The sequence below is a fragment of the Campylobacter concisus genome (assembly GCF_002913865.1).
Classification (GTDB): domain Bacteria; phylum Campylobacterota; class Campylobacteria; order Campylobacterales; family Campylobacteraceae; genus Campylobacter_A; species Campylobacter_A concisus_AM.
Genome location: NZ_POYX01000024.1, coordinates 22941 through 28950, shown reverse-complemented (window position 1 = coordinate 28950; position 6010 = coordinate 22941). Strand labels below are relative to the sequence as shown.

The window sequence follows — 6010 nt, the reverse complement described above, 5'->3', positions numbered from 1 at the left end:
CAAAATAATAAAGGAAAGATGATGAAAAAAGATATCCATCCAGAGTATGTAGATTGCACCGTAACTTGCGCGTGTGGCAACACTTTTAAGACAAAGTCAAACAAAAGCGAAATCAGAATTGACATTTGCGACAAGTGCCACCCATTTTTCACAGGCAGCGAAAAGATAGTTGATAGCGCTGGCCGTGTTGAGAAATTTAAGAAAAAATACGCTCAAAAATAAGCCTTGCTCTACTTTGTTCCTACTCCAATAGGAAATTTAGAAGATATCTCGCTTCGCGCGATCAAAATTTTGCGTGAATGCGAGATAGCTATCTGCGAAGATACAAGAGTTTGCAAAAGCCTTGTAAATCTACTAAACGAACGCTTTGACGCAAACATAAACATCTCAAATTTTATCCCGCTTCACACACACAACGAAGATGATTTTTTTGCAAATTTAAGTGACGAAATTTTAAGCAAAAACGTAGCTTATATGAGCGACGCTGGCATGCCAGGCATAAGCGACCCAGGCGTGAGCCTAGTAAGATACGCTCAAAAAAATAATATCAAATACGAAATTTTAAGCGGAGCAAATGCCGCACTTCTAAGCGTCGTGGCAAGTGGGCTTTGTGATAAAGAATTTATCTTTTTAGGATTTTTACCAAATACCGGCAGAGATAGAGCACTAGCCATACAAAATGCTCTAAATTTAGCCTATCCAGCTGTCATCTATGAAAGCCCAAAACGCATATTAAATTTGATAGAAAACATCGCAAATTTAGAGCCAGAGAGAGAAATTTTTGCCATAAAAGAGGCCACCAAAAAATTTGAGACCAAATTTAAAGGTACAGCCAAAAATTTAGCCCAAATTTTAGAAAAAGCAAATTTAAACGGCGAGTGGGCAGTTGTCGTCTCAAAAAGTGCTAACATAGCCACTCAAAACATCACAAAAGATGAGATCATCTCTCTTGATATAGCCCCAAAGGCAAAGGCAAAACTGCTTAGCAAAATAACTGGTGAAGATGTCAAAAAGATATACGACCAGCTCATAAAAGCATAAATTTAAAAGCTCAAATTCTCTCAAAAAGTTTCAAAAATTCACTCAAATTTAGAAGCAAAATAAGTTAAATTTTACTTGACTTTAGCTACCATAAGCAACCATGATAATATACGGAAAACAGCTATTTTTACATATTTTGAACAAGCGCCCGCAGATCCTAGAAGAGATCTATCTCTCAAAAGAGTGTGATAAAAAACTCTTCTCAAAAATTTGCGGCACAGGCAAGAAGATCATCCGCGTGGATAATCAAAAGGCGCAGTCGATGGCACATGGCGGCAACCATCAAGGCTTCTTAGCAAGCGTTAGTGAGTTTGAGTTTTCAGACTTTAGCGAGCTCAAAAAGCTAAATTTCATCGCTGTGCTTTATGGCATAAGTGACGTTGGAAACATCGGTGCTATCGCTAGAAGTGCCTATGCTCTAGGTTGCGAAGGGCTGGTTATTGTTACAAAAAGTGTAAATATGCAAGGCGTTTTAAGGTCAAGTAGCGGTGCTGCTTACGAGATACCAATAGCGATCTTTGAAGACGGACTTAGCCTGCTAAACGAGCTAAAACAGTGTGGTTTTAAGCTCTATGCTACGGCGAGCAACGGCAAAAATATAAAAGAGATGAAATTTGCTGGCAAGAGGGCTTTGGTGATGGGCTCAGAGGGCGAAGGCATACCGCAAAAAGCTCTAGCAAAGTGCGATGAGTGCGTCGGTATCAAGCTAAAAGATGGCTGGGACTCCCTAAATGTAAGTGCAGCTTTTGCGATAATTTGTGATAGGATGATAGATGAATGAACTAGAAAATTTAAAAGAGATAGGCATAAAGGAAATTTCGCGTAAAACGCACATTGAACCCACATTTTTACAATACATTTTTGACAAAAATTTTGAAAAATTATCACGCTTAAACATCAGAGGCTACGCCAAAATTTTACAGCGTGAGTATGGCGTCGATCTTAGCGAACTTCTCGCTGAATACGACGCATTCATGCAAGAAAATATGCCTGATGAGAGCAAAAAAACAAAAGTTAGCCCAAAAATTTCTTCTTACACACCTGAGGATGTCTCGATCCAAAGGCAAAGCAGTGGTGGTGGGGCTGGATTTTTCTTCTGGATCATCATTTTAGCTATCATCGCTGGCGGTGCTTACTACTTTGACGCTTACAAATACGTCCAAAATTTCATAGCAAGCTTAAATGAAGATAACACAAGCGTGAGCTACTCACAATCAAGCATCGTCAATGAAGTGAAGAAAAATATAATCGATACAAACGTAACGATCTCTCAAAACGCTCCAAAGATCGATGCAAACGCTTCAAGCGTGAAAATTTCAGCTCCAGCTGAGCAAAACGTGACTGTAAGTCCTGCTAGCGTTGATCAAAATGCCATAAAACCTAGCATGGCAGCCCAGCCAGCTCCAAAAGTAGAGCAAAATGTGACAAAACCGCTAAATGAAGCGATCATCACACCAAAACAACGCGTTTGGATAGGCATCATCAACCTTGAAAATGGACAAAAAACATCAAGCGATACAAGCAAAAGTGTAAATATAAATTTAGACCAAAGGCAGCTAGTCGTTTGCGGAAATGGCAACATAGAGCTTAAAATCGGCGATAAAGTGACAAAGTATAACCCAAGCCGTCCAGCTAGATTTTTAGTAGAAAATGGCGATATGAAATTTTTAACTTATGACGAGTTTGTCGAGATGAATAAGGGCAAATCTTGGTAAAAAAACTAGCCATATTTCTTCTTTTTAGCGTTTTTTCATACGCTTTTGATCTAAATAGCAGTGCAAATGCACTAAGTAGCGGAAAAGATCTGCAAATTTCTTTAGAAAATTTAGACACTAACGGCTCGATAAACGTTGGCGAGCTAGTCTCAAGGCTAAAGCAAAGCTCAAACTACGATGCACTCTCTTTTAGCTCAAATAGCTTAAATTTAAAATTTATAAGCACGCAAAAAGTCCCCTCAGCACTATTTGTCAAATCGATAAATTTAGCTCTTGAAGATGCAAACATAAGCGTGGCAAGAGTAAATTCTCTAAAAAATGGCAATGAAATTTCTTATGGGATTTTAGCTCTAAAAAGTGGTGGCATAGATCCAAATTTGCTAAATTTCACGCTTAGTAAAAGCGGCTTTAAGATCATGGGATTTGATAGAGTTGATGGAAATTTAGCGCTTTATCTGGATGCTAAAAATATGAGCCTAAATGCCTCAAAAGTAAATTTTAATGAAGAGACCCCGCTTGTAAAAAGTGGCGGCGTCTATATCGTAGATGTAGCAGGTGCAAGCAGCCTAAATATCATCTCAAACGAGCCAAACAAATGGGTGCCGCTTGTTAGAATTTATGATAAAAACTTAAACCAAATCGATCTAAAAAGGGAAAACGAGATAAAAACTAACTACACCATAAATTTAGCTAACGACGCAAAATATGCGTTAATTAGCGACAATAACGACATAACTAATATTAAAAACGAAATAATTATCAAGCTTATAAAATAGGAGCAAACAGTGTTTGATGAGATAAGATTTAATACAATTGAGCGTTTGCCAAACTACGTTTTTGCCGAAGTAAATGCGATCAAAATGGCAGCACGCAGAGCTGGCGAGGACATCATAGACTTCTCTATGGGCAACCCAGAGGGCAGAACACCGCAACATATCGTCGATAAACTATGCGAAAGCGCGCAAAAAGACAAGACTCACGGCTACTCAGCCAGCGCTGGAATTTACAAGCTCCGCCTTGCCATTTGCAACTGGTACAAAAGAAAATACGGCGTAAATTTAGACCCAGAAACTGAAGCAGTTGCCACCATGGGTAGCAAAGAGGGCTTTGTACATCTTGCTCAAGCCATAATAAACCCAGGCGATGTGGCTATCGTGCCTGATCCTGCATATCCGATACACACGCAAGCGTTTTTATTTGCTGGTGGAAGTGTAGCAAAGATGCCACTTCACTACAACGATAAATTTGAGCTAGATGAGAATAAATTTTTTGAAAATTTGATCCAGACGATACATGCAAGCTCACCAAAACCAAAATATGTAGTAGTAAATTTCCCTCACAATCCAACGACCGTGACCGTGCAAAAAAGCTTTTACGAGCGCCTTGTAAGCGTTGCAAAGCAAGAGAGATTTTACGTCATCTCGGATATCGCCTACGCTGATCTTACATTTGATGGCTACAAAACGCCAAGCATCTTTGAAGTAGAAGGCGCAAAAGACGTCGCAGTCGAGTGCTACACTCTTTCAAAAAGCTACAACATGGCTGGCTGGAGAGTTGGCTTTATGTGCGGAAACAAGAGACTTTGCGCCGCACTTAAAAAGATAAAATCATGGGTTGATTACGGCATGTTTACACCGATACAAGTATCAGCCACAGTAGCGCTTGACGGTGATCAAAGCTGCGTTGAAGAGATACGCCAAATTTATGAAAAAAGAAGAGATGTGATGATAGAGGCCTTCACTCAGGCTGGTTGGGAGCTTAAAAAGCCAAATGCCAGCATGTTTATCTGGGCAAAACTTCCACCAAAGGTTAGCCACTTAGGCAGCCTTGAGTTTTCAAAGCAGCTTCTTACAAAGGCATCAGTTGCCGTTAGCCCTGGCATTGGTTTTGGCGAGGGAGGAAACGACTATGTGCGCTTAGCTCTTATCGAAAATGAAAATAGGATAAGGCAAGCAGCAAGAAATATAAAAAAATATTTGAAAGAATTTGAATGAATATAGCGATATTGGGCGTTGGAACCGTTGGCGAGTCGGTCGCAAAAATTTTACTAAAAAACAAAAAGCTAATCGCAGCAAGATGTGGCGAGGAGATAGTGCCAGTCATCGGTGTGGTTAGAAATTTAAATAAAAAAAGAGACGCTGGCATCCCTTTGACTGATGATATAAATAGCGTCATAAACCGCGATGATATCGACGTTTTTGTCGAGCTTATGGGTGGTGTTGAAGAGCCTTTTAGAGTGGTGAGTGAAATTTTAAAGCACAAAAAAGCGGTCGTCACTGCAAACAAAGCGCTTCTTGCCTATCACAGATATGCTTTGCAAAATTTAGCCAAAAACACGCCATTTGGATTTGAAGCAAGCGTGGCTGGTGGCATACCGATCATCAGAGCCTTAAGGGAGGGGCTTAGCGCCAACCACATCTTAAGCATAAATGGCATACTAAATGGCACAAGTAACTACATCCTAACCTCGATGATGAATGAGGGATCAAATTTCAAAGACGCACTTAAAAAGGCGCAGGAGCTTGGATATGCCGAGGCTGATCCTACTTTTGACGTGGGTGGCTTTGACACGGCTCACAAGCTTCTCATCCTAGCAAGCATCGCTTATGGCGTGCACGGCGATCCAGAAGATATCTTGATAGAAGGGATACAAGGCATCACGCCAGAAGATATATTTTTCGCAAAAGACTTTGAATACTCAATCAAGCTTCTAGCTATCGCCAAAAAAAGCGAAGGCAAGGTCGAACTACGCGTGCATCCAGCGCTTGTGCCACAAAACAAAATGATAGCAAAGGCAAGTGGCGTGACAAATGCGATCAGCGTTGTTGGCGAGGTCGTTGGCGAGACGATGTACTATGGCCCAGGAGCTGGCGGCGACGCAACAGCGAGCGCAGTAATTAGCGATCTTATCGACATCGCAAGAGATAGCAAGTCGCCTATGCTTGGATACAAAGCGCCATTTGAGCTAAACACCTTAGAGCTGCTTGATCGCGACAGGATAAAGACGAAATACTACTTTAGGCTAAAAGTCGAAGATAAAATGGGTGTGCTAGCAAAGATAACAAATTTAATGAGTGAAAACAACCTCTCGATAGATAGCTTGCTACAAAAGCCAAAAGATGAGAGCGAGTATGCCGTGCTATTTTTCACGACGCACACGAGCTTGGAAGCCGATGCTAAGCGAACGATGGAGCTTTTAAAAGAGCAAGAGTATATAAAAGAAGAGCCATTTATGATGAGGATCGAGGAGTAGT

Annotated in this window: 7 protein-coding genes; all 7 read left to right on the top strand. The window is 40.6% G+C overall.

Annotated elements, in window-relative coordinates; translation table 11 throughout:
* Positions 1-21: 21 nt before the first annotated feature.
* A complete protein-coding gene (rpmE, locus tag CYP77_RS01790) occupies positions 22-222 on the top strand; it encodes a 50S ribosomal protein L31 (protein WP_002942443.1) in 201 nt (66 codons plus the stop codon).
* A 3-nt stretch (positions 223-225) separates the two neighbouring features.
* Positions 226-1041 carry a 16S rRNA (cytidine(1402)-2'-O)-methyltransferase gene (gene rsmI, locus CYP77_RS01785; protein WP_103567914.1) on the top strand — a complete coding sequence of 272 codons (816 nt, stop codon included), beginning with the start codon at positions 226-228 and terminating at the stop codon, positions 1039-1041.
* A 100-nt stretch (positions 1042-1141) separates the two neighbouring features.
* Positions 1142-1822: a 23S rRNA (guanosine(2251)-2'-O)-methyltransferase RlmB gene (rlmB, locus tag CYP77_RS01780; RefSeq protein WP_103567913.1), complete on the top strand. Its 681-nt coding sequence runs from the start codon at positions 1142-1144 to the stop codon at positions 1820-1822.
* Complete coding sequence (locus CYP77_RS01775) at positions 1815-2756, top strand: helix-turn-helix domain-containing protein (RefSeq protein WP_103567912.1); 942 nt, start codon at positions 1815-1817, stop codon at positions 2754-2756. The genes rlmB and CYP77_RS01775 overlap by 8 nt, the downstream gene beginning before the upstream one ends.
* Positions 2750-3532 carry a hypothetical protein gene (locus CYP77_RS01770; RefSeq protein WP_103567911.1) on the top strand — a complete coding sequence of 261 codons (783 nt, stop codon included), beginning with the start codon at positions 2750-2752 and terminating at the stop codon, positions 3530-3532. Before CYP77_RS01775 ends, CYP77_RS01770 begins: the two co-directional genes overlap by 7 nt.
* Positions 3533-3541: 9 nt before the next feature.
* A complete protein-coding gene (locus tag CYP77_RS01765) occupies positions 3542-4750 on the top strand; it encodes an LL-diaminopimelate aminotransferase (protein WP_103567910.1) in 1209 nt (402 codons plus the stop codon).
* Positions 4747-6009: a homoserine dehydrogenase gene (locus CYP77_RS01760; protein WP_103567909.1), complete on the top strand. Its 1263-nt coding sequence runs from the start codon at positions 4747-4749 to the stop codon at positions 6007-6009. Before CYP77_RS01765 ends, CYP77_RS01760 begins: the two co-directional genes overlap by 4 nt.
* Position 6010: the final 1 nt, after the last annotated feature.